Annotated in this window: 22 protein-coding genes; 3 read left to right on the plus strand and 19 right to left on the minus strand. The window is 36.4% G+C overall.

Features of this window, described 5'->3' with window-relative positions; translation table 11 throughout:
• Nucleotides 1–61: 61 nt before the first annotated feature.
• From CP355_RS05320 to CP355_RS05330, 3 genes are all read right to left on the minus strand, one after another.
• The gene (locus tag CP355_RS05320) at nucleotides 62–790 is read right to left on the minus strand and encodes a YebC/PmpR family DNA-binding transcriptional regulator (protein ID WP_003626106.1); all 729 of its coding nucleotides are present in this window, start codon (nucleotides 788–790) and stop codon (nucleotides 62–64) included.
• Nucleotides 791–880: 90 nt separating this feature from the next.
• Nucleotides 881–1,396: a VanZ family protein gene (locus CP355_RS05325; RefSeq protein ID WP_056945447.1), complete on the minus strand. Its 516-nt coding sequence runs from the start codon at nucleotides 1,394–1,396 to the stop codon at nucleotides 881–883.
• A 94-nt stretch (nucleotides 1,397–1,490) separates the two neighbouring features.
• Nucleotides 1,491–1,676 (minus strand): type Z 30S ribosomal protein S14, encoded by a 186-nt coding sequence (locus CP355_RS05330; protein ID WP_025005122.1) that lies wholly within the window; start codon nucleotides 1,674–1,676, stop codon nucleotides 1,491–1,493.
• Between the two features lie 356 nt (nucleotides 1,677–2,032).
• On the opposite strand from CP355_RS05330, the gene CP355_RS05335 reads away from it, so the two are divergent.
• The gene (locus CP355_RS05335; protein ID WP_098044047.1) at nucleotides 2,033–3,658 is read left to right on the plus strand and encodes an APC family permease; all 1,626 of its coding nucleotides are present in this window, start codon (nucleotides 2,033–2,035) and stop codon (nucleotides 3,656–3,658) included.
• A gap of 40 nt (nucleotides 3,659–3,698) precedes the next feature.
• On the opposite strand, the gene CP355_RS05340 is transcribed toward CP355_RS05335, so the two are convergent.
• The 4 genes from CP355_RS05340 to CP355_RS05355 form a co-directional block, all read right to left on the minus strand.
• A complete protein-coding gene (locus CP355_RS05340; protein WP_098044048.1) occupies nucleotides 3,699–4,655 on the minus strand; it encodes an alpha/beta hydrolase in 957 nt (318 codons plus the stop codon).
• A gap of 155 nt (nucleotides 4,656–4,810) precedes the next feature.
• Complete coding sequence (locus CP355_RS05345; RefSeq protein WP_087175665.1) at nucleotides 4,811–6,286, minus strand: glycoside hydrolase family 1 protein; 1,476 nt, start codon at nucleotides 6,284–6,286, stop codon at nucleotides 4,811–4,813.
• Nucleotides 6,287–6,333: 47 nt separating this feature from the next.
• Complete coding sequence (locus tag CP355_RS05350; RefSeq protein ID WP_098044049.1) at nucleotides 6,334–8,358, minus strand: beta-glucoside-specific PTS transporter subunit IIABC; 2,025 nt, start codon at nucleotides 8,356–8,358, stop codon at nucleotides 6,334–6,336.
• A gap of 131 nt (nucleotides 8,359–8,489) precedes the next feature.
• Nucleotides 8,490–9,323 carry a PRD domain-containing protein gene (locus CP355_RS05355; protein ID WP_025005127.1) on the minus strand — a complete coding sequence of 278 codons (834 nt, stop codon included), beginning with the start codon at nucleotides 9,321–9,323 and terminating at the stop codon, nucleotides 8,490–8,492.
• A gap of 214 nt (nucleotides 9,324–9,537) precedes the next feature.
• On the opposite strand from CP355_RS05355, the gene CP355_RS05360 reads away from it, so the two are divergent.
• Nucleotides 9,538–10,692, plus strand: a complete 1,155-nt coding sequence (locus CP355_RS05360) for a glycerate kinase (RefSeq protein ID WP_087235393.1) — start codon at nucleotides 9,538–9,540, stop codon at nucleotides 10,690–10,692.
• Nucleotides 10,693–10,696: 4 nt separating this feature from the next.
• Here the strand turns inward: CP355_RS05360 and CP355_RS05365 are convergent, their stop codons facing one another.
• The 12 genes from CP355_RS05365 to murB all read right to left on the minus strand — a co-directional run bounded on the left by CP355_RS05365 (nucleotide 10,697) and on the right by murB (nucleotide 21,618).
• A complete protein-coding gene (locus tag CP355_RS05365; RefSeq protein WP_098044050.1) occupies nucleotides 10,697–11,164 on the minus strand; it encodes a low molecular weight protein-tyrosine-phosphatase in 468 nt (155 codons plus the stop codon).
• 3 nt (nucleotides 11,165–11,167) lie between these two features.
• On the minus strand, nucleotides 11,168–11,881 hold the full coding sequence (locus tag CP355_RS05370; RefSeq protein ID WP_098044051.1) for a hypothetical protein: 714 nt from the start codon (nucleotides 11,879–11,881) through the stop codon (nucleotides 11,168–11,170).
• A gap of 9 nt (nucleotides 11,882–11,890) precedes the next feature.
• Entirely contained in the window at nucleotides 11,891–12,718 is an 828-nt protein-coding gene (locus tag CP355_RS05375; RefSeq protein ID WP_098044052.1) for a Cof-type HAD-IIB family hydrolase, read from the minus strand.
• Nucleotides 12,719–12,727: 9 nt separating this feature from the next.
• Entirely contained in the window at nucleotides 12,728–13,543 is an 816-nt protein-coding gene (locus CP355_RS05380) for a Cof-type HAD-IIB family hydrolase (RefSeq protein ID WP_087235397.1), read from the minus strand.
• A gap of 93 nt (nucleotides 13,544–13,636) precedes the next feature.
• Complete coding sequence (gene glmM / locus CP355_RS05385) at nucleotides 13,637–14,989, minus strand: phosphoglucosamine mutase (RefSeq protein WP_087175660.1); 1,353 nt, start codon at nucleotides 14,987–14,989, stop codon at nucleotides 13,637–13,639.
• A gap of 30 nt (nucleotides 14,990–15,019) precedes the next feature.
• Nucleotides 15,020–15,979 (minus strand): YbbR-like domain-containing protein, encoded by a 960-nt coding sequence (locus CP355_RS05390; protein ID WP_098044053.1) that lies wholly within the window; start codon nucleotides 15,977–15,979, stop codon nucleotides 15,020–15,022.
• On the minus strand, nucleotides 15,976–16,818 hold the full coding sequence (gene cdaA / locus CP355_RS05395; protein WP_025005134.1) for a diadenylate cyclase CdaA: 843 nt from the start codon (nucleotides 16,816–16,818) through the stop codon (nucleotides 15,976–15,978). The genes CP355_RS05390 and cdaA overlap by 4 nt, the downstream gene beginning before the upstream one ends.
• Before the next feature lie 57 nt (nucleotides 16,819–16,875).
• The gene (locus CP355_RS05400) at nucleotides 16,876–17,949 is read right to left on the minus strand and encodes an ABC transporter substrate-binding protein (protein ID WP_025005135.1); all 1,074 of its coding nucleotides are present in this window, start codon (nucleotides 17,947–17,949) and stop codon (nucleotides 16,876–16,878) included.
• Nucleotides 17,946–18,761, minus strand: coding sequence for an ABC transporter permease (locus tag CP355_RS05405; protein WP_025005136.1), 816 nt, complete (start codon nucleotides 18,759–18,761; stop codon nucleotides 17,946–17,948). Before CP355_RS05405 ends, CP355_RS05400 begins: the two co-directional genes overlap by 4 nt.
• Nucleotides 18,758–19,570, minus strand: a complete 813-nt coding sequence (locus CP355_RS05410; RefSeq protein WP_025005137.1) for an ABC transporter permease — start codon at nucleotides 19,568–19,570, stop codon at nucleotides 18,758–18,760. Before CP355_RS05410 ends, CP355_RS05405 begins: the two co-directional genes overlap by 4 nt.
• Nucleotides 19,560–20,657, minus strand: a complete 1,098-nt coding sequence (locus CP355_RS05415; RefSeq protein ID WP_098044054.1) for an ABC transporter ATP-binding protein — start codon at nucleotides 20,655–20,657, stop codon at nucleotides 19,560–19,562. The genes CP355_RS05410 and CP355_RS05415 overlap by 11 nt, the downstream gene beginning before the upstream one ends.
• Before the next feature lie 64 nt (nucleotides 20,658–20,721).
• The gene (murB, locus tag CP355_RS05420) at nucleotides 20,722–21,618 is read right to left on the minus strand and encodes a UDP-N-acetylmuramate dehydrogenase (RefSeq protein ID WP_025005139.1); all 897 of its coding nucleotides are present in this window, start codon (nucleotides 21,616–21,618) and stop codon (nucleotides 20,722–20,724) included.
• Nucleotides 21,619–21,715: 97 nt separating this feature from the next.
• Between murB and CP355_RS05425 the strand changes: the two genes are divergently transcribed.
• A complete protein-coding gene (locus CP355_RS05425; protein ID WP_012211636.1) occupies nucleotides 21,716–22,249 on the plus strand; it encodes a 3'-5' exonuclease in 534 nt (177 codons plus the stop codon).
• The last annotated feature ends 140 nt before the right edge of the window (nucleotides 22,250–22,389 follow it).

The following is a 22,389-nucleotide window of genomic DNA, read 5'->3' on the forward strand; positions in this document are numbered from 1 at the left end:
TAGAAAAAAGAGCAAAAAAATAACCCAACCAAATTGGTTGAGTCATTTATCTATTTAATAATTAGTCTTCATCAGCTGCTGCAGTGTAAACATTTTGAACATCGTCACTATCTTCAAGAGCATCAACTAAGTGTTCAAATTGTTCCTTCTTGTCTGCTGGAACTGGAGTAGTGTTTTGTGGAATCATAGTCAATTCAGCATCTGCAAGCTTGTAACCATCTTTAATAAGTGCGTCACGAACATCTGCAAATTGCTTTGGATCAGTGTAGATTTCAAATGCATCATCACTGGTTTGAAGATCATCACCACCAGCATCCATTACATCAAGCAATACTTGATCTTCATCAGCATCAGTAGTTGAACGGTCAATTACGATGTAGCCTTTACGATCAAACATGTAGGCAACAGAACCAGTAGCGCCAAGTGAACCACCATTACGAGTGAAGGCAACACGAACATCTGAAGCAGTACGGTTCTTGTTATCAGTCAAAGCTTCTACAAAAACAGCAACACCACCTGGAGCGTAGCCTTCATAAGTGATTTCATCGTAGTGTTCTTCTGAACCACCTTCAGCTTTTTTGATTGCCCGCTTGATGTTGTCCTTAGGCATGTTGTTTGAACGTGCCTTATCAATTACCATACGTAAGGTAGGATTCCCATCAGGATCAGGACCACCACTCTTTGCAGCCATATAAATTTCACGAGATAACTTTTGGAAAATTTTACCTCTCTTTGCGTCTTGCGCATTCTTGCGGCCTTGAATATTGTGCCATTTTGAATGTCCTGACATAAGGATCCTTCTTTCTTTTTTCTAATATTAATTAACGATATTATCTTAACTCACAGCACCTCAAAATTCAATGGTGTCAAATATTTAAAACTATTTTTTCTTCGTCGAATACTTATTTTTCAAAAATAGAATTAACATTACTAAAATAATCGCCGTTAAGGCACCAGATGCATCCAATATTACGTCATGTACGCTCGGTGTTCTATCTCCAGTCAAAAACTGATGATATTCATCAAAAGCCGCAAAAGCAATAGCCGCAAACCAGGTCAAAATTGGAGCTAGCCATTTAATTTTAAAAATGCGGCGCAAGCCTAAATAGCCAAAGCCACCTAATAAAAAGTATGAGCCAAAATGGGCCATCTTACGCAGAACAAATTGAGCAAGTCCTGCTCTACCATCTAGTTGTGCATTATGAAGGCGCCCACCATATGTAAAATTCCAGCCAGCTACAATATTTTCAAGCCAGCCAAAATATTTACTAACTGTGCCATCATGCAATTCCTGTTCATGATATGTCATTGAACTAGAAATAAATAAAAATACCAATACCAATAAAGCTAACAACAAAAAAAGCTTTTCTCGTTTCGTAAAATGAAATTTCTCCATAACTCTTTCCCTTAGTTTGATTTGAATAACTTCTTTTTACTTTAACAAAAAAAGCGGACTACGTTTAACTTTTTCATGTATTTTATAATTATTTTTACCAACTAGCTTTCTTTACGCCTGGAAGTTGACCTTGATGTGCTAAATCACGCATGCATTCTCTGCAAAGTCCAAACTTCCGGTAAACAGAATGCGGACGTCCACAGCGTTCACAACGCGTATATTCTCTAGTTGAAAACTTTGCTACTTTTTTATTACGAATAATTTGTGATGTTTTTGCCATATATAAATTACCTATGCTTTCTAACTCTCTCAGGGACAGGCTTTTTCTCTGGTTAAAAAGTTCAATCCCAAAATAATAATTTCAATTGCTACAAGTTGTGCTGTCATTCAAATCACTCCTTTTTTGTAGTGCTACTTACTTTTAATTAGTATTATACATACTTACACAAAATAAGTAAAGTGCTTTGTACAAAATAGTAACCGTTTTACTACTGGTCATGTTAAGTATCAACGGGTAGAATAAATAGGGATTGTATGAAAAGGATATTTATGAACGAGAAATATAAAAATAAATCGCCAGGAATTCTACTTAACTTATGTAAACTATTTTATTAAGTAGAAAAGGATGAAAATTACTTGGACGATTTAACATCAACAAATAAAATGAAAGCCATCACTTGGCCTGTTTTGACCTTGATGGCACTTTGTACTGTTATCGGCTTGGACGATATCATGTACAACTTCCAAAACCAAGGGATGCCAGTTATCACCTCTTGGATTATCATGTGTTTGCTTTATGTAACACCTTACTCATTAATGGTAGGACAATTAGGTTCTACGTTTAGTGAAGAAGGTGGTGGACTTTCATCATGGGTCCGCGGTACTGACGGAGAATTTTTAGGTTACTTCACTGCTTGGACATACTGGGCAGCCTCAATTCCTTATGCTGTAGACTCCGCTAACGAAATCATTGTCGACCTAGGTTGGGCATTGACCGGTTCAAAGGGATTCCAAGATAAAATTCCTACTACCATGTTTGCTGCTTTGACTTTCGTTGTGTTCATTGTTTTCATTATCGTTGAACACCACTTTGCCAACTCAATGGAATTCCTTTCCAGTATTGGTGGTGGTTTGATGGTTATTATGACTGTCTTGTTTGTTTTCCTTGCCTTTGTTGGTTTGGCAAAATCAGGCGGTCACATGGCTACCCAACCATTTACTTGGCACACAATCATTCCTAAATTCGACTTGCACTACTGGTCAACCGTCGGAATGTTAATCTATGCCATGAACGGGTGTGAACTGGTTGCACCATATGTAACTAAGATGAAGAAACCTAAGTCAGACTTCCCTAAGGCAATGATTACTTTAGCTATCATGACTGCTTTCTTAACTATCCTTGGTTCATTTGCACTTGGTATCTACTTTGACGCATACCACATTCCAAACGACTTGAAGATGAACGGTGCTTACTACGTATTCGACATGGTTGGTAAACAATTCGGTATGGGTAAATTCTTGCTTTACCTCTGGGCTTGGACATCATTATTGTTCAACTGTGCCTTGGTTGCCGTATTGCTTGATGCCATGACTAGAATGCTTATCTCCGACACTGGTGATAAGTACATGCCTAAGTTCTTACGTAAGAAGGACAAAAACGGCTTACCAATTAACGGTTACATCTTAACTGTTGCCCTTTCATCATTCATCATGATCTTAGGTATCTTCTTACCTGACATGAACGATATCTTCAACTGGTTGCTTAACTTGAACTCAATCGTTTCACCAGGTGTTACCTGCTGGATCTTCTACTCATTCATGAGAGTAAGAAAGAACTCAAAGAAGTACCCATCAAAATATGTCTACATTAAAAACGATAAACTTGCTTGGCTTGTTGGTCTTGCCTTGTTAGTTGTTACTGCCGTAGCAACCATCCTTGGTTTTGCACCACAAGATGTTAAGCAAGGCAGTGGCCTTTGGTGGTACGAATTGATCATTAACATCGTAGCCGTAATCGTACTGATCGGTTTGGGTGCAATTTTGCCAGGTATTAGACGTCGTGAAGAAGAATACGGCATTGCCTTTGACAAATCGCAATGGATTTGGATGGGAATTTTAATTATCGGTTCTATTATTCTTGACGTATGGCTTGGTAGTACCAAGATTCCAGCAAGAATCACAATGATTATAGTTGAAGCTATCGCTGCATTAATCATTACTTGGCTTGTTGGACGCAGAAAACCTGCTAATGCGACAAAATAATACAACAAAAAGAAGCTAGAATTTGATCTAGCTTCTTTTTTTACAAATATTTACTTAAAAATTGATCTACACGTTTTTCATATTCTTTAGGGTAAGTTTCAAATGAACGAGCATGCGTTGCCTTTTTGGCTACCCACAGCTGCTTTGGTCCTTTAGCCGCAGCATAGTTTGCATAAACCATCTTGGTTGGTACAAATGGATCGTTGCCACCATGAATAAAGAACATCGGCTTATTATTCTTTTTCACTGATTTAACAGATGATGCATCTCCTAAATAAAAGCCTAGATTTGCCTTGCTAACAACGCTCAATAAGTCAACGGCTGCTGTAGCTACAGGTTTTGGCATATGGTATAGATCTTGTGCTTCATGCAAGAATTCATCTTTAACACTGGTATAACCACAATCTTCAATATAAGCCTTAACCTGCTTAGGCATCTTAATACCACTAGTCATCATAGTAGTAGCACCACCCATGCTGACGCCAAAGATTACTATTTTTTGATTCTTGCCTTCTTTAGCTATATCTTTTTCTACCCATTTACGAACGTCATACTTTTCAGGCCAGCCATAACCAATGTACTTACCTTGGCTTTGACCATGTGCACGAGCATCAGGAAGCAAAACGTTATAGCCTAATTCATGAAACATGCCTGCATATGGCCCCATGGTATCTTTATTGTTGCCAAAACCATGAAGAATCACTACAGTCTTATGCGAGTTCTTAGCTGGAATATAATTTGCATCTAAGCGATAATCACTTGTAGCCGACTTCATATACCAGTGTTGCTTCTTTACCTTGGCATACCATTTCTTTTTGGCAGCCAATGGATCTTTTTTCGTATTGTGCGAATATTTATTTAATACACTTTTTTCACCAGGCGTAAAAGCAACGTTAAAAAAGTATGCTTCACCTGCTCCAATTAGTGCTACAAGTACGGCTACTACTATCCCTATCGTTAGCCAAACTTTTTTGTGCTTTTTCTCATTCCTATTCAAAATGTCAACTCCTATACAAAATCGATAGAGTTTATTATACACTCTTTAGTTTTGTATGGAATATTGACATTTATTAAAACTAAGTACTCTGTCTATATATACAAAAAGAGAGATGAGCAAATCATCTCTCTTTCTTATACCCATATTTTATGCAATTAGCCTAAATCTTCACCGTTTGAAGCAATAACCTTCTTATACCAATCAAAGGAATCCTTAGGCATTCTCTTTAAAGTTCCTTCACCGTTATCATCACGATCAACATAGATAAAGCCGTAACGCTTAGACATTTGACCAGTACCAGCTGAGACTTCATCGATACAGCCCCAAGTAGTGTAAGCACGAACATCAACGCCATCTTCGATCGCACGATTCATGGCTTCAATATGCATTCTCAAGTAGTCGATTCTGTAATCATCATGAATCTTGCTGTCATCGCTAATCTTATCAACAGCGCCAAGACCATTTTCTACAACCATCAATGGCAATTCGTAACGATCGTACATTACTTCGAGGTAATATTGCAAACCATCTGGATCAGTTGCCCAGCCCCATTCAGAATACTTAAGGTATGGGTTCTTAGCACCGGCTGCGAAGTTACCACCAACTTTATCTTCAATCTTGTGCGTAGTCACCACATTACTCATGTAGTAAGAGAAGGTGTACATATCGACAGTACCTTCAAGCATATCTTTCTTGTCTTGTTCAGTAATATCAAGATGTACGTTATGTTCCTTCCAAAGACGCTTAGCGAACGTTGGATACTTACCCTTACATTGTGCATCACCACAATAGAAGATATCTTGTTCCCACATATGACGGTTAAGCAAAATATCCTTTGGATCTGGAGTAAGTGGATAATCAACGATACCACAAATCATGTTACCTATTACATAGTTTGGATCAATTTCGTGAGCCAGCTTAACTGCACGAGCACTTGCTACAAATTGATAGTGCAACTTTTGATATGCGTGTTGGTAAACCTTATCATCATCTACTTTATTTCCGAATGAGTTAAGCATTAATAAAGTAGTATTAATTTCGTTGAAAGTTAACCAGTACTTAACCAATCCCTTGTATTCATTAAACAAAGTCTTGGCATATTTAACGTACATGTCGATCATCTTACGATCGCCCCAGTCATGGTACTTTTCACTGAGGTAAAGTGGATCTTCATAGTGAGAAATAGTAACTAATGGTTCAATGCCATACTTTTTACATTCTTCAAAGACATTACGATAAAAATCAAGTCCAGCTTGATTTGGCTTTTCTTCATCGCCCTTTGGGAAAATTCTAGTCCAAGCAATTGAAAGACGGAAAACTTTAAAACCCATGTCAGCAAACATCTTAATGTCTTCCTTATAGTGGTGGTAAAAATCAATCGCTACATGGTTAGGGTAATAACTATCAGGATCAATCGCACCAACAGCTCCTTCAGGCAACCCCGCACCTGGCATAGCTGGTGTTTTTTCTAACTTACCATTCAACTTATAAGTCAACATTCTTGGTGCATCAAGACTACCGGCAGTTGTTATATCAGTTACTGATAAACCCTTACCATCAACATCATATGCACCTTCAATTTGGTTAGCAGCGGTAGCACCACCCCATAAAAAATTCTTTGGAAATGACATCTTTATCTCTCTTTCTATTATTGTAAGCAGTTACAGTTCATTATAGCCTAATTAATTTGAACTTGACCAGATACTTTAGCTCCTTCATCTTCACCTTGCAAAGATAAGATTTCTTGACCAACTTTAACTGCACCGTTAGCAACTTGGTTAACACTTTCATATTTCTTTGAATTGGTTACTACAACTGGAGTAGTTACTTCATAACCAGCCGCCTTGATATCTTTAATATTAAATTCAACTAATGGATCGCCAGCCTTAACTTCTTGGCCTTTTTGTACAAGAGTCTTAAAGCCTTTTCCTTGTAAGTTAACTGTATCCATACCGATGTGCATCAAAACTTCTGCACCGTCAGTAGTGTTAATTCCAACAGCGTGACCAGTTGGGAAAACAAGAGCAATCTTACCATCAGCTGGGGCGTGAAGAACACCTTCGTTTGGTTCAATAGCTACACCTTGACCCATGGCACCACTTGAGAATACTTCGTCTTTAATTTCTGATAAAGGTTTTACGTCACCGTTTAATGGTGAAACTAATTTTGTAGATGGATTTAATTTTTCTTCATTTTCACTTGCAGCAACAATTGGATTATTAGCAACTTCTGTTGCTTCGTTAGCTGCTTCAGCAACCTTTTGAGCTTGTTTCTTGTTGTATTCAGCATCAACTGATTTCTTACCGAAGATTAATTGCAAAATAAAACCAACGATAAATGCTACGACTGCGGATACAATAACACCAATAACTGGGATCATTGAACCACCTTTTGGATTAATGTAGGCAGGAATTGCAAAGAATCCCATTGAAGGCATCATGTAAAGTACTGAATGGAAGATACCCATAATTGCACCAGAAACGGCACCACCAATACAACTTAAAACAAATGGAGTTTTTCTTGGTAAAGTTACACCATAAATTGCTGGTTCAGTAACACCGAAGAGTCCTGAGAAGAAGGCACCTATTGCTGTATCTTTTAACTTCTTGTCCTTAGTTTGTTTAATAATTGCCAATACAACACCAATCTGTGCGTAACAAACCATACAAGTAAGAGCCAAAATTGGATCATAGCCTAAAGCTGCAATATTAGTTGTTGATACAGCAACCAAGCCCCAGTGAACACCGAAGATAACAAGTACTTGCCACAATGCACCAACAACCACACCGGCAACAATTGGACTAAAGTTGTAGATACCGGCCATGACTGCACCAATGGCATCACCAACCCAAGTCATTACAGGACCGATAGCAATAAATGCAACTGGTAAAGTAATAATAATAGTAAGCGCAGGTACAAGGAACATTTGCACAACCGTTGGAATCCATTTCTTTGCCCAGTGTTCGATAACGGAACCAAACCAAACAGCAAAGATAACTGGCAAAACAGTTGAAGTATAGTTCATAGTAACCACTGGAATGCCAAAGAAAGTTGTATGAATTTCAGAAGCAAATGGCGTACCTTGGAACAAAGTACCTAATACTGTTTTACTTGAAGCTAAACCAACCATCGTTGGGTAAGTTAATACAGCACCAATGGCTAAACCAATAAATTGATTCATGTGGAATCTTCTAGCAGTAGTTACACCCAAGAATATTGGTAAGAAGTAGAAGATACTATCACCAACGGCGTATAAAATTTGATATGCACCAGAAGTTTTTGAAAGCCAGCCCATTGCAGCTGCTAAAACAACTAAACCTTTGATAATACCGCCGGCACTAAGTGGTGCTAGGATATCAGTAAAGATTCCTGAAATTAAGGCAACAGCTTTATCAATGAAACTTGAATTATCATCTGCAACATCGTCATCAGGAACTTGACCACCGCCTGGGAAGCCTCCTTCCTTTAATACAGCATCGTAGACATCAGCAACCTCATTACCGATAACAACTTGATATTGTCCACCGGCCTTTACGACAGTAACAACACCGTCAGTATCTTTTAAGGCATCATCGTTTGCCTTTTTTTCATCCTTTAATTTAAAACGTAAACGTGTTGCACAGTGAACAACACTATTGACATTGTCTTTACCACCAACATCTTGAATGATGGTTTTGGCCAAATTATCATAATTCTTAGCCATTAGTCTTTCCCCCCTCAAAATAAAAACCCAAGCTACTCAAAAACTAAAGAACATAAATCATGCTCAACGTCTTTCAGTAACTTGGGTTAATGCCTAATTCTCTTAGTAACATACCTAAGTAACTTAGATATTTAGTTTTCTTGGCGACTAGTTACTCGCCAAATATGTAAAACCAAGTAAAATTTGTCATCTGTATCTAATGTCCAATTCATCTTGGCTTGTAAGTAAGTTGCGATTCGTTCTGCGGTTTCATAAGCTCTGCTGTATTTGATCTTCATGAAACCAAGCATCGCTGGATCAAGCGGTGCCTCATCCTTATGCTTATTTCTTAAAAATCTAACCAATAGAATACGCAAATGTGAAATAAAGCGACTGTAATTAAAAGAACTTGTATCGAGCTGCATCGAATATTGCAGTTGAATAATATCAATAATTCCATTAATCAAATTAGTAATCTGAACAGTTTCCTGTACTTGTGCCACATCACTTTTAGCATTGACTAAGTGATATGTCATAAAAATAGATTCACTTTCAGGTAATTCAATTTGCATGTTTTGATTAATTAGCTTTACCACCTTTTTAGCTACCACATATTCTTTGGGGTATAAATTTTTAACTTCCCAATTATTATTGGCTGGATCAATATCGATATGATCCTTAACCCTGGTAGCTGCAAAGTCAATGTGATCTGCTAAAGCAAGGTATTGAAAGTCATTAAACTTAACCTGAAGCAGCGGCTCAACCAACTGGATTATTTTATCAGTGACTTCCATTGTCTTGGGGTTAAACCTCTTAACTTGGTCAACTTCGTCTTTAGTAACAAAACGACGCTCAATTTTACTTTCATCTATCGGATCGCCCTTCTTGAGGCCAAATCCCACGCCCTTGCCTAAAACAATCTCTTCTTGACCTTGATCATTCATGGCTAAAGCAGCACTATTATTAAATGTTTTAAGAAATTTCACGGATACTCCTCACCACCCTGATATAAACAAAAAAGCTACTACGAAAATAATATACTCTAAGTATACTATAACTATTCGTAGTAGCTAAGACCTGATCGTATCAGTAATCCGCTCACTTACAGTTATTATAATAGCCAAAATTGTAAGCGGTGTCAATAGAACTTTGTTAAAAAGGGCAAATTATTTTAAAATATATGAAAAGCGAGGTATTCAAATGAAATTTGTCTTAGCGCCTGACTCTTTCAAAGAAAGCATGACAGCTTCAGAAGTATGTCAGGCAATGAAAAAAGGAATAAAAAAAGCCATTCCCGATGCAGAAGTAGTTTCTGTACCAATGGCTGACGGCGGTGAAGGTACAACCGATTCTTTAATTGATGCAACTAATGGTCAAAAACATTTTCTTAATGTGACTGATCCATTAGGCAAAAAAGTTAATGCCTATTATGGCATTTTAGGTGATCAAAAAACTGCAATCATCGAAATGGCACAAGCTAGTGGCCTAACGTACGTTGACAAAAATAATAGAACTCCTGAAACTATTATGAAGACTACTACCTACGGTACTGGTGAATTAATTAATGATGCATTAAAGCATAACGTAAATAAAATTATCATTGGTTTAGGCGGCAGTAGTACTAATGATGGCGGCGCCGGCATGGCACAAGCAATTGGTGTAAAATTTTTTGATCAAAATAATCATGAAATAACTAAAAAACTTGGTGGTGGTGATTTAAACCAAATAGCTAAAATAGATCTTTCTGCCATTAATCCTCGACTAAAAGACGTTCAAGTTTTAATAGCTAGTGATGTTACTAATCCGCTTACCGGACAAAATGGTGCTTCTGCCGTCTTCGGTCCACAAAAAGGTGCAGATGCTCAGGCAGTGAAAAAATTAGATCAAAACTTATCACACTATGCCGCACTCATTCAACAAACCTGCAAAAAAGACGTTGCCGCAATTCCGGGAAGCGGAGCTGCGGGCGGCCTTGGTGCTGGTCTTCTCGCCTTTACAAATGCCACAATTCATCATGGTGTAGAGCTTATCGCTCACGAAACTCATTTAGCTGACAAAATTAAAGGTGCAGATTTTGTTTTCACCGGTGAAGGTGGAACTGATTTTCAAACTAAATTTGGTAAGACCCCTTATGGTGTTGCTCAAATCGCTAAAAAAGATAATATTCCCGCTATTTCACTAGCAGGTTATTTGGGTGAAGGGATCGAACAACTATATGATGAAGGTTTTACCGCTATCTTCGGCATTCTTGATAAAGCTGAAGATATACGTCAAGCACTAAAAGACGGACCCAAAAATATTGCGCGTACTACCGAAAATATCGTGCGTTTAATCATAAGTACGAAAAAAGGATGAGCTTTTACTCATCCTTTTCATTTGCTAATTTTTTAACTAATGCGTCGCATCCCTTATAAATTTCATTATACGCAGTATCAAAATCATTCGTATACCATGGATCATCCACATCTTGGTAAGAACCTGCAAACTCTAGTAATTTATGTTCCTTATGTTGAGGATCCCCACCTGTAATGCGATTCATATCTGCAAAATTTTCTTCATCCATACAAATCAAATATTCATATTTATCATAATCAGCAGCAGTCATTTGACTTGCTCGATGACTACGATCGTATGGAATCCTATTCTTCTCTAATTCTCTTTGAGTTCTAGTATCAATTGATCTACCTATTGCATCTTGCGTTGTAGCTTTAGATTCTGCCAAATATGAATTTTCTAATCCATTTTCTTTAATTAAATGTTGCATAATTGCTTCCGCCATAGGTGAACGACAAATATTACCATGGCAAATAAACAAAATCTTTTTCATCTTTTATTTTATCCTTTTCATTAGACTAACGATAAATGGCCATCCAATAGCAGTACCTATTGCAATTATTAGCCCTAACCATATATTAGAGGACAAGGTTACCAAAATACCACTATAAACTCTGCTTTGAAGTGATGTCATCACTTCATTAGAGAAAATCCATAAAACGACAAATGATCCTAGTGCTGCAATTGTCAACGGTATTGAGGCCCAAGCACGACCAAAAATAATTAGAATAGCTGCTAACAAAAATAATAAACCTACGCCAAAAATAGAATATTCATAAATAATGATAACATGAGAAATCTCTTCTGATTTTTCATCCAGTTTATTATTAATCTGTTTTACTAGATATTCATTAATTATTTCCTCTAATTTTGTTTTACTAGTCAATCCTAAATCTGTGGTTGATAATTTTCCTTTTTCATTATACTTTTCACATAATCGATATAAGTCAGCATAAGACATTTCAATTTGATATTTCTTAGGCAATTGATCTAATAAAGTTTGCTCTAGCCCTGTATCTTCTAGCAACTGCACACCGATTTTTAAGTTAGAATTATCAGACTCCTGAACAACTCGATTAATCACTTCTTTGCCCATTGCCTGCGTATCATTAATTTTTAAACTAACATTGCTTGTTAACAGTAGGAAAAAGGAAATCACCGTACAAGCAACCATGATTAGGCGCAATAGTATGTTTACTATACTTTTCATATCATATATCTACCTTTTTTCTGCTTTTTCAAAAATCAATTTATTAATTGCATATGCTATTCCAGCTTCGTCATTAGACTTGGTAACAAAATCGGCTTTATCTTTAATTGCATCGATGGCATTACCCATAGCTACTTTGTTAAAATCGGCAACTTCAAACATTGACATATCATTGCCTTGGTCACCGAAAATCATCACTTCATTATCGTTAATATTTAATTTTTGGGCTAATTCATGCACTGCATTACCTTTTGAAGCATCCTTTTTATTAATTTCCCAGATTTTTGGATCGCTTCGTGCCACATTATAATTTTGTTTAAAATCTGGTGTAAATTGCTGACCTAATCGATCCAGCTTGTCTTCTTCTCCAATAAATTCAGCTTTAATAAACGTGAAATCACGAGGTATTTCGGCGAAATCTTTAACTACAAAAGGAGTAGCACTAACCGCCGACATCTTAGCCATTTGCGTAGAAATTAATCGATCTAAAGTCACATAATCATGCTTTCTCATAAAGTGAAGATTAATCCCAGGATTTTGCTCTTGAATGCTCAGCATTTTCTTAAATTCGGCATAATCAAATTGATGACTAATTAAAACTTTTCCAGAAACAGATTGAACTAACCCACCATTATATAAAACGGCATAATCATCTTGACCAACTATTCCCAAATCTTCCATATACGGAACTACACCTGGAAGTGGACGACCTGATGCTGGCACAATTTTTATACCAAATTGATCTGCTTTTTTTAATACTTTTTTGGTTTCTTCACCAATTTGATTATTGGACTGCAAAAGAGTGCCATCCATATCAACTGCAATTAACTTAATCATTACTTATCCTTACAAAACAAACTTCTTCAAAGCCTTAGCAATACCGTTATGATCATTATCATCAGTCACATAGTCAGCTTTATCTTTAATCGCACCAATGGCATTTCCCATTGCTATTTTCATAAAGTTAGGATTTGAAAACATAGAAATATCGTTTCCTTGGTCACCAAAGATCATCACATCTTTTTGATCAATCTTAAGTCTGCTTGCCAAATCCATCAAAGCATTCCCTTTAGAAGCACCTAACGCATTTAACTCGATAATACTATCAAAACTACGTACGATATCATATGTGTCAAAAGCCCAGGATGGCAAATTATTCCAAAGTTTTTCAACTTGATCACTGCCTTCCCACGAAGTAAACCCTACTTTATTAAAGGTAAAATCTTGTGGAATATCCTTACGTTCTCTTACTTTCATAATATTGTTAGTCAAGGCAGCGTTAATTTGCATTTGGACAGATAAATCGTGATCACAGGTCAAGAAATACTTAGTAGTCTCAAAGTGCACATTAACATGACTTAAACGTTGGAAGCGAAGCATGTTGTTAAAATCTTGATAATTAAGCTCCTGACTCATCAATACTTTACCAGCAATAGTTTGAATAACCGCTCCATTAAAAACAATTGCATATTGGTCATCACCTGATAATCCCAATTGCTTTGCAAATGATAAAACGCCTGAAAGTGGTCGACCTGTTGCTAGTACTACTTTTATTCCATTTTCAGAAGCGACCCTGAGCATTCTTTGCGTTTCCGGTAAAATTGTATTACTACTTGATAATAAAGTGCCGTCCAAATCAACTGCAATTAATTTTATCGCCATTTTTATTCCTCCCTTGACTAAAAAACAAAGCTATTTTTAATTATACAAAAAGCCGTGAGCCAACTCACGACTTTTAGTTTGAATAAATAATTATTACTTACCCATTTCCTTCTCAACTACTTTAACGATGCGGTCAACATATGCATCAGTTTCTTCTTGAGTAGGACCTTCTGCCATTACTCTAAGAAGATCTTGTGTACCTGAAGGACGAACAAGTACACGACCATTGCCGTTCATATCTTTTTCAACTTCAGCAATTACATCAAGAATTGGTTGATGTTCTTTCCAGCTCTTCTTATCCTTAACTGGAACATTTACTAAGCATTGTGGGTAATCCTTGAAGTCCTTTAAAAGTTCACTAAGTGACTTGCCAGTCTTCTTCATAACTAACATCAAGTGAAGACCAGTAAGCATACCGTCACCAGTGTTGTGGTAGTCGCTCATAATAACATGACCTGATTGTTCACCACCAAGGTTGTAACCATGAGCACGCATTTCTTCAGAAACGTAACGGTCACCAACTTGAGTACGGATATTCTTTAAGCCTTCCTTTTCAAGAGCCTTAGTAAATCCGAGGTTACTCATTACAGTTGTAACGATAGTATCCTTCTTAAGACGTCCATGTTCAGCTAAATATGAACCGATAACGTACATAATGTGGTCACCGTCAACTTCATTACCGTTTTCGTCAACAGCAATACAACGATCGGCATCTCCATCAAATGCCAAGCCAAGTTGTGCACCTTGCTTAACAACTTCTTTTTGTAAGTTCTCAGTATGAGTTGCACCACAGTGATCATTGATGTTTAAACCATTTGGATGAGTGTAAATAGTAGTAAAGTCTACGCCACAGTCAGCAAACAATCTAGAAATAAGAGCACTTGAAGCACCATTAGCACCATCAATTACTACTTTAATACCACTTAAATCTTCTGGAATAGTATTTTCGATAAATTGTAAGTACTTAGCACTACCTTCATGGAAGTCAGTCACAGTACCTAAGCCTTCTGCAGAAGGACGTGGTAAAGTATCTTCCTTAGCATCAATTAACTTTTCAATTTCTTCTTCCATTTCGTCTGAAAGTTTCAAGCCATCGCTACCAAAGAACTTAATACCATTGTCCTCAACAGGGTTATGAGATGCTGAAATTTGTACACCAGCATCTGCACCTTGTGCTCTAACTAAGTATGAAAGCCCTGGAGTAGTAATTACACCAACCTCAAGAACTTCAATACCAACTGAAAGAAGACCTGAAATAAGTGCATATTCAAGCATTTGACCAGAAATACGAGTATCGCGAGAAACTAAAACTTTAGCTTGTTCGCCTTCCTTTTTGTTCTTAGTCAAAACATATCCACCATCACGACCTAATTTAAAAGCCATTTCTGGAGTTAAGCCTTGATTAGCTACGCCACGAACACCATCAGTTCCGAAATATTTAAGCATTTAATAAACAACCTTTCTTGCTACCTAAATTTAATTATTTACGCTCTTCGCTTTAATCACTATCTGTACATATGAAGGGTCAGCTCGAGCAACACCCTTAGGCAATACCAAAGGATAGTTCTTCACTGTTGAAGAATGAATCTCCTTCAAATCAACATCAACATCCAATTTCTTTATTTTAGCTAATGTTGACTCTTGCCCATAGAGAGTAACTTCATCATTCTTAGCTGTCACCGAATATACCTTATTACTATCTTCGTTTTTAGGTTTCAAATTCAATTTGACCTTTTTATGTGATAAAGAAATAGGAAGTCTTGCTCTTACTGTAGATGGATTAATTACCACATTTAGCTGACGCCCCTTATTATCTTCAGCTACCAACATCACTTGTCTCTCATAGGAGTGATTAATGCCATTAGGCAAACCTAATTTAGCTACAATTTGATCAATTTGATTAACTTCGCCTTTTGCTCCTGTGACTTCAACTTTTTGTGGATCGACGCTGGCCGTTCCAATATCATATCCATCTGCAACAGCATTTTTATTATACTCTATTTGCACTGGCATGGTACTAGATTTTCGTCGTTCAATGTCTACATTAACGGTAGCCGGGTTAATCGTATACGAAAGTTGACTATTGAGTCCAGTAACTTGAACTTTAACCGTTTGTTTTCCTGTCTTTTTATGAGTTAAATCAATATATGCTCTAAAACTTTGAGTATTAACAGTTGAAGTCACCAATGCATTTGATCCCTCTAAAGTAATCTTAACTTTTTCGGGATAGCCAACTACGTAATACTTATCAGTATCTACAGATACTTGCAAGGGTACACTAATTGTCTGAGTTTCACTAGCTGTTTGCCGAGTTTTCTTTGGTTCACCTTGAGTGACAAAACCCGTTTGGGTTGAATCAATATAAACTACTAACAAAATAGCAAATAATAGCGAGACCACTCTGATAAACCAACGTTTATCCCAAAAATCTTTCATCGGCCCGCACCCCATTTCCAAACTTTGTTAATTACTCGACGAATCCAAGGAATTTTCTTTTCTTCTTTAGGTACCAGTTGCGCATTAAGATATTTAAGATACTCTTCTCTAGTTAAATCTAGTAAGAAGCGTCCATTTTTAGTAATTGTAACGCCACCGGTTTCTTCTGATACTACAATTGTCACAGCATCTGTAACTTCAGAAATTCCGACGGCTGCACGGTGTCTAGTTCCCAATCTTTTCGGAATCATGCTGCTATCAGATAAGGGCAAATAAGCTGCTGCTACTGCAATTCGGTTATTATTAATAATAACCGCACCGTCATGAAGTGGCGTATTAGGAATGAAAATATTGATTAATAATTCACCGGTAATGTCAGCATCAAGCTTAATCCCAGTTTCAATATAATCATCTAAACCCGTATCCTGCTGGATAGTAATCAATGCACCGATACGTCTTTTAGACATATACTGAATAGCCTTGTCCAATTCTTGCACCATCTTCACAGACTTAGCATGAGCACTTTCACCACGCCCACTAAAAATTGGTGTCCGACCTAATCTTTCTAGTCCACGTCTAATTTCTGGTTGGAATATTACAATAATTCCAATTACTGCCCAGGATACAATTTGATCGACTATATACGTTACGGCATGCAATTGTAATAAACCAGCGATAATTCTCACAATAAAGATAAAAACTATCCCTTTGGCTAATTGCACTGCTTTGGTACCCCGAATTAGCATAATCAAGCGATAAACTAAATACCAAATGATTAAAATATCGAGAGCAATCGAAAAATTATTCCATGTAAATAAGTTAGAGAAATTAAAATGCATTTACGACTCCTTTCTATCTTGATTATAACTGACCAGCTGTAAAAAACATATCCACTTTTAGCGGGCATACATCTTAAATTCTAAAAACAGGTCATTATATTCTTGCGTCTTCTTAGGACCTAAATCTTTAAAGACTTGCAAGTTTCGCAGCGTTTTTTCATCAGGATAAAATTGCTTATCTTCTCTTACTCTCTTTGGCAACAAATGCTGCGCCTTAATATTTGGCGTTGCATATCCTACATATTCCGCATTTTGTGCCGCATTTTCAGGTTTAAGCATAAAATTGATAAATTGAAGAGCCGCTTTTTTATTTTTGGCAGTTTTAGGAATAACAAAGTTATCAAACCACAAGTTGGAGCCTTGTTCTGGCACAATATAGTGTAGATGTGGATTATTTTCCATCATTTCATGTGCTTCCCCTGACCAGGTTAACCCAATAGCGGCTTCATTTTGAATCATATACATCTTCATCTCATCAGATATAATCGCTTTAATATTAGTACCTAAACTATCTAGCTTTGTTTGCGCTAGACGTAATCTTAAACTGCTCGTAGTATTCATAGAATAGCCTAATGAAACTAAAGATATTCCCATCGCATCCCTAGCAGAATCCACTAATAAGATCTGATTGCGATATTTTTTAGACCAAAGATCATTCCAATTTTTAATGGCACCTTTTTTGACAAATTTATCATTATAAACAATTCCCAACGTTCCCCAGAAATAAGGGACTGAGTAATCATTGTTTTGATCAAAAGATTTGTGCAAAAAACTCTTGCCGATATATTTCATATTAGGGATTTCTTTTTTATCCAGTTGATCTAGTAAATGAGCCTTGCGCATTTTGGTAACCATATATTCAGAAGGAATAGTTAGATCGTAAGCTGTTCCTCCCTGCTTAATCTTGGTATACATTGCTTCATTAGAATCAAAGGTTTCATATACCACATGATAACCAGTCTGCTTTTCAAACTTTTTTACTAATTGCGGATCTAAATAATCGCCCCAATTGTAAATGATTAAGTTTTGTCCGTTACCTGCAGCAGCCGGCTTTTCTAATTGATGAGCCCAAAACGCAAGTCCTAAACATGCTAGAAGAATTGCTCCAATGGCAATGATGATTTTTTTCATTTGACCAATCCTCCTATTACCCTATGATTCTTGCGTCTGCTCTTTTTAGTGGTAATAAAGTAATATATTCCTACTAAAAGTAAGACGAACAAAAACATCACTGTACTTAAGGCATTAACTTCTAGATCAATCCCTTGACGTGCTCTTGAATAGATTTCTACAGACAAAGTTGAAAAGCCATTTCCAGTAACAAAAAATGTCACGGCAAAATCATCTAGTGAATATGTTAATGCCATGAATAAACCGGAAAAAATGCCCGGCATGATCGTCGGAATCAATACGTGACTAAACACTTGCCATGAATTAGCACCTAAATCTCGTGCGGCATCGATCAGAGAGTAGTCCATTTCGTTAAGTCGCGGCAAGACCATCAAAACTACGATTGGAATAGAAAAAGCAATGTGACTAAGTAAAACGGAGCCGAAATTTAATCCTATTCCTAATGCAGTAAAGAAAATCAAAAAACTAGCACCAATAATCACGTCAGGTGAAACCATCAATACATTATTTAATGCTAAAGTAGTATTTTTATGTGCTTCTTTTTTCATGGCACTAATCGCAATCGCACCAAAAGTACCAATAATCGTCGCAATTAAACTAGAGAGAAGTGCCAATAAAATCGTCTCTAAAAATATTGCTAGTAAACGATTATCTTGAAATAAAGTTTGATAATGAGCAAAAGTAAAATGCTCAAACTTATTCATATTTTTTCCACTTGAAAAAGAGAAATAAATCAAATAAAAAATAGGCACATATAATAAAACCAATGTGAAAGAAAGATAGATTCTAGCTATTAAATGCTTGTTTCTCATAGATTAACCTTCTTCCTCTTAGTCTTCTTATTGGTAAGAAGCATTACCAATATCATCAATACGATCAAAACCACACCAATCGTGGCACCCATGTTCCAATTCATGGTTGTCATGAAATACTCTTCGATTGCGGTACCTAAAGTTATAACTTTGTTACCACCAATTAAACGCGTCAACATAAATAGTGATAACGATGGAATAAAGATCGCTTGCACACCACTTTCAACTCCAGGACGGGACAATGGCCATAATACATAGCGAAATGTTTGCCACTTGCTTGCTCCCAGATCTTCTGACGCTTGGATTACCGCTGGCGAAATTTCTTTAATCGCATTAAAAATTGGCAAAATCATGAATGGAATTTCAATGTAAGTTGCAACAAAAATAAAAGCGAAGTCGGTAAATAAAATATTTACGGGGCCGATGCCAAACAAGTGCAAAAACTTATTTACTAGACCGTTATTACCCAAAATCCCAATAAAAGCATATGCTTTCAATAATAAATTAATCCAAGTTGGCAAAATAATTAACAAAAGCCATAACTGTTGATTTTTCATCTTGGTTAAAAAATAAGCCGCAGGATACGAAATCAGTAGTGTAATTAAAGTAATTAAAAAGGCATACCAAAACGAATTAATCATCATTTTAAGAAAAGTACCGTTCTTAAAAAATGTAACGTAATTACTCAAAGTAAAGCTATGACTACTATCTGTGAACGAATACCATAAAATAAGCAAAATTGGCAAAATGACAAATAAAATAATCCAAGCTAAATATGGGACTAAAAAGAAAGCTTTTTTAGTTTTCATTTTCATCCCCCTCATACTTCTCTATCCGCGCATCAAAGTCTTCCTGACTTTCATTAAGCCGCATAACGTGAATATCTTCGGGATCAAAGAACAAGCCCACGCGTTCACCCAATTTCACTCCATTAGTTGAATGAATTAGCCACTCATTTTCATTAGCATCTAAAGCTTTGATCTCAAAGTGATCACCTAAAAATAATTGTGTTTGCGCAGTAACTACAATATTGCCTTTTTCAGGTGCAACAATATCCAAATCTTCAGGCCGAATTACCACTTCAACCTTTTCGTTTGGTTTAATCCCACCATCCGCACATTTAAACTTATTATTAGCAAATTCAACTTCATAATCTTTAATCATTCGTCCTGATAAGATATTAGAATCGCCAATAAAACGCGCAACAAAATCATTAACCGGTTCATCGTAGATTGCAACAGGACTACCGCTTTGTTGGATCATGCCATCGTTTAAAACAAAAATTTCATCACTCATTGAAAGAGCTTCTTCTTGATCATGAGTAACAAAAATAAAAGTAATCCCAAGCTTCTTTTGAATAGCTCTCAATTCAAATTGCATGTCTTTACGCAAACGCTTATCAAGAGCCGACAGTGATTCATCAAGTAGCAACACTTTTGGTTCATTAACAATTGCCCGGGCAATTGCGACACGCTGTTGTTGACCACCACTAAGTTCAGAAATCTCACGATTAGCATACCCATCCAGGCGCACCATATGGAGGGCCTCTTTAACAGCAGGCTTAATTTTATCCATCGGTTGCTTTTTAATCTTTAGACCAAAAGCAACATTTTCAAAGACATTTAAATGCGGAAAAAGTGCATAATTCTGAAAGACAGTATTAATATGTCGCTTAGCTGCATCTAAATCTGTAATGTCTTTTCCATCGAAAAAGACTTGCCCACTACTTGGTTGTGAAAAGCCAGCAATAATACGCAAAATAGTTGATTTACCGGATCCACTTGGGCCAAGCAAAGAATAAAATTTTCCCGATTCAATTGTTAAATTAATATCCTTAAGCGCAACGAAACCATCATCATATTGCTTAGTAATGTGCTTTAACTTAATAATATCCATTCCATCCCCACATGAAAAACAGCTACAAGTTTGATAGCCTGTAGTTTGTTTTAGTTAATCTATTTTATTTTTCTTTACCGATGATTCTTACTTCCGTATGTAAATCAATATCATATTTTTCTTTGATTACTTTTTGAATCAAATGAATCAAATTAAGATAATCTGTGGCAGTAGCTCCGCCCTTATTAACAATAAAGCCAGCGTGTTTGGTTGAATCTTGAGCACCACCAACTTGTTTACCTTGCAAACCTGCTTTAATAATCATTGGCCCTACGAAGTGACCTGTTGGTCGTTTAAATACACTACCACATGAAGGATACTCAAGCGGTTGCTTATAGCGACGCAATGCATTTAAATAATGCATATGATCTAAGATTTCCAACCTATCTCCTGGAGTTAATGAGAAGGTAGCGCTAAGTACGATGTCACCATTATCCTGCACTAAAGAATGACGATAACTGAATTCCATTTCTTTATTGGAATAAGTCTTAAATTCTCCGGCTCTTGTTAAAACATTGACACTTTCTACTACTTCTTGCATTTCACCGCCATAGGCCCCGGCATTCATAAATACGCCACCGCCTATACTACCTGGAATTCCTGCAGCAAATTCCATGCCGCTTAGTCCATGATGGGCTGCTGTAAAAGCAGTATCAACAATTTTTGCGCCTGCATCAGCTGTTACTTTATTATCTTTTACTTTTATTTCTTTTAAATCCGTTAAAATAATAACTAAACCATCTATTCCGCCATCGCGAATAATCAGGTTTGAGGCATTACCAATAATCGTTAATGGAATCTTATTTTCACGAGTAACTTTCACTAATTTTTCTACTTCATCAGTGCTCTTAGGAAAGGCTAAGTATTCCGCTTCCCCACCAGTTTTAGTAAAAGTATATCTACTTAATGGAATTTGCTCTTTAATATTAATTCCTTGTTTTTTCAGATCAAGTAATTCCACAATTTTGCCCCCTTATAGTTTCTTGTTTTATTTTACATCATATAGAGCCTAGCTTCACCCATAATAATGTGATACTTTATTTTCAAAGGAGAAAATTATGAATTTTATTGCAATGGATTTTGAAACAGCTAATCATTTTCCTGAAAGTGCTTGTTCTTTAGCTTTAGTAATGGTTAGAGACAATAAGATTGTAGATCGTTTTTACACAGTGATTAATCCGCAAATGTCTTTTGATGCTCGCAATATTCAAGTACATCAAATTACTGCCGATGATGTCAAAAATGCACCGACCATGGCTGAGGTTTGGCCAAAAATAAAGGGATTATATCAACCAGGTATGTTAGTCGCTGCTCATAATGCTAGATTTGATACCAACGTGATGCGTCAAAGCCTAGCTCGTTATAACATCGAAGAACCTCATTATTTGGTCATCGATACTTTAGCTACAAGCAAGTTATTTGAGCCTGAACTACCTAATCATAAGTTAGATACAGTTTCAGATGCTTTAGATGTAGAACTATGGCACCATCACAATGCTCTAAGTGATAGTGAAGCATGTGCAGGAATTTTAATTAATCAAAATAAAAAATTCGGTGACGAAGCAATTAAAAATTTGATTTATCAAATATAAAAAATGATCTAGGACATGAATGAAGTGAGACCTAAAAGTGAGACACTTTTAGGTCTTTTACTATGTCTAAATTTAATAAAGAACAAAAAATAGAAATTTATCGTAAATGGAAAGATGAGAATATCTCAATAAGTCAATTG

Origin of the sequence: Lactobacillus sp. UMNPBX4, assembly GCF_002554115.1 — a bacterium.
Lineage (GTDB): Bacteria > Bacillota > Bacilli > Lactobacillales > Lactobacillaceae > Lactobacillus > Lactobacillus gallinarum.

What these genes read in the sequence shown, in the direction of transcription:
- CP355_RS05320 (WP_003626106.1), bottom strand. Translation starts at nt 790, where the DNA reads ATGTCAGGACATTCAAAATGGCACAATATTCAAGGCCGCAAGAATGCG.
- CP355_RS05325 (WP_056945447.1), bottom strand. Translation starts at nt 1,396, where the DNA reads ATGGAGAAATTTCATTTTACGAAACGAGAAAAGCTTTTTTTGTTGTTA.
- CP355_RS05330 (WP_025005122.1), bottom strand. Translation starts at nt 1,676, where the DNA reads ATGGCAAAAACATCACAAATTATTCGTAATAAAAAAGTAGCAAAGTTT.
- CP355_RS05345 (WP_087175665.1), bottom strand. Translation starts at nt 6,286, where the DNA reads ATGTCATTTCCAAAGAATTTTTTATGGGGTGGTGCTACCGCTGCTAAC.
- CP355_RS05350 (WP_098044049.1), bottom strand. Translation starts at nt 8,358, where the DNA reads ATGGCTAAGAATTATGATAATTTGGCCAAAACCATCATTCAAGATGTT.
- CP355_RS05360 (WP_087235393.1), top strand. Translation starts at nt 9,538, where the DNA reads ATGAAATTTGTCTTAGCGCCTGACTCTTTCAAAGAAAGCATGACAGCT.
- CP355_RS05365 (WP_098044050.1), bottom strand. Translation starts at nt 11,164, where the DNA reads ATGAAAAAGATTTTGTTTATTTGCCATGGTAATATTTGTCGTTCACCT.
- CP355_RS05370 (WP_098044051.1), bottom strand. Translation starts at nt 11,881, where the DNA reads ATGAAAAGTATAGTAAACATACTATTGCGCCTAATCATGGTTGCTTGT.
- CP355_RS05375 (WP_098044052.1), bottom strand. Translation starts at nt 12,718, where the DNA reads ATGATTAAGTTAATTGCAGTTGATATGGATGGCACTCTTTTGCAGTCC.
- CP355_RS05380 (WP_087235397.1), bottom strand. Translation starts at nt 13,543, where the DNA reads ATGGCGATAAAATTAATTGCAGTTGATTTGGACGGCACTTTATTATCA.
- glmM (WP_087175660.1), bottom strand. Translation starts at nt 14,989, where the DNA reads ATGCTTAAATATTTCGGAACTGATGGTGTTCGTGGCGTAGCTAATCAA.
- CP355_RS05390 (WP_098044053.1), bottom strand. Translation starts at nt 15,979, where the DNA reads ATGAAAGATTTTTGGGATAAACGTTGGTTTATCAGAGTGGTCTCGCTA.
- cdaA (WP_025005134.1), bottom strand. Translation starts at nt 16,818, where the DNA reads ATGCATTTTAATTTCTCTAACTTATTTACATGGAATAATTTTTCGATT.
- CP355_RS05400 (WP_025005135.1), bottom strand. Translation starts at nt 17,949, where the DNA reads ATGAAAAAAATCATCATTGCCATTGGAGCAATTCTTCTAGCATGTTTA.
- CP355_RS05405 (WP_025005136.1), bottom strand. Translation starts at nt 18,761, where the DNA reads ATGAGAAACAAGCATTTAATAGCTAGAATCTATCTTTCTTTCACATTG.
- CP355_RS05410 (WP_025005137.1), bottom strand. Translation starts at nt 19,570, where the DNA reads ATGAAAACTAAAAAAGCTTTCTTTTTAGTCCCATATTTAGCTTGGATT.
- CP355_RS05415 (WP_098044054.1), bottom strand. Translation starts at nt 20,657, where the DNA reads ATGGATATTATTAAGTTAAAGCACATTACTAAGCAATATGATGATGGT.
- CP355_RS05425 (WP_012211636.1), top strand. Translation starts at nt 21,716, where the DNA reads ATGAATTTTATTGCAATGGATTTTGAAACAGCTAATCATTTTCCTGAA.